This is a genomic window from Mycobacterium arosiense ATCC BAA-1401 = DSM 45069 (genome assembly GCF_002086125.1).
GTDB lineage: Bacteria > Actinomycetota > Actinomycetes > Mycobacteriales > Mycobacteriaceae > Mycobacterium > Mycobacterium arosiense.
This window is the reverse complement of sequence record NZ_MVHG01000420.1, coordinates 1-233: the sequence shown is the minus strand read 5'-3', so window position 1 is coordinate 233 and position 233 is coordinate 1. Positions and strand designations below refer to the sequence as shown.

The following is a 233-nucleotide window of genomic DNA, read 5'->3' as shown; positions in this document are numbered from 1 at the left end:
GGGCAAGGAGGCCGACGCGGCCAACGCGCTGATCGACCAGGGCGTCGACGTGGTGTTCCAGCACACCGATAGCCCGGCGCCGATCCAGGCCGCCGAGCGTCGCGGGGTGTACGCCGTGGGCTACGCCTCGGACATGCAGCACTTCGGTCCGAAGACCGTGCTCACCTCGATCGTCAACGACTGGGGCCCGCACTATATCCGCTCGGCCCAGGCGGTGATGGACGGCACCTGGA

1 protein-coding gene is annotated in these 233 nt (G+C 69.1%); it reads left to right on the top strand.

The window, feature by feature from the left end; all coding sequences use genetic code 11:
- Positions 1-233 (top strand): BMP family ABC transporter substrate-binding protein (locus tag BST14_RS32405; RefSeq protein WP_142279748.1); only part of this gene is annotated, 233 nt, incomplete at both ends.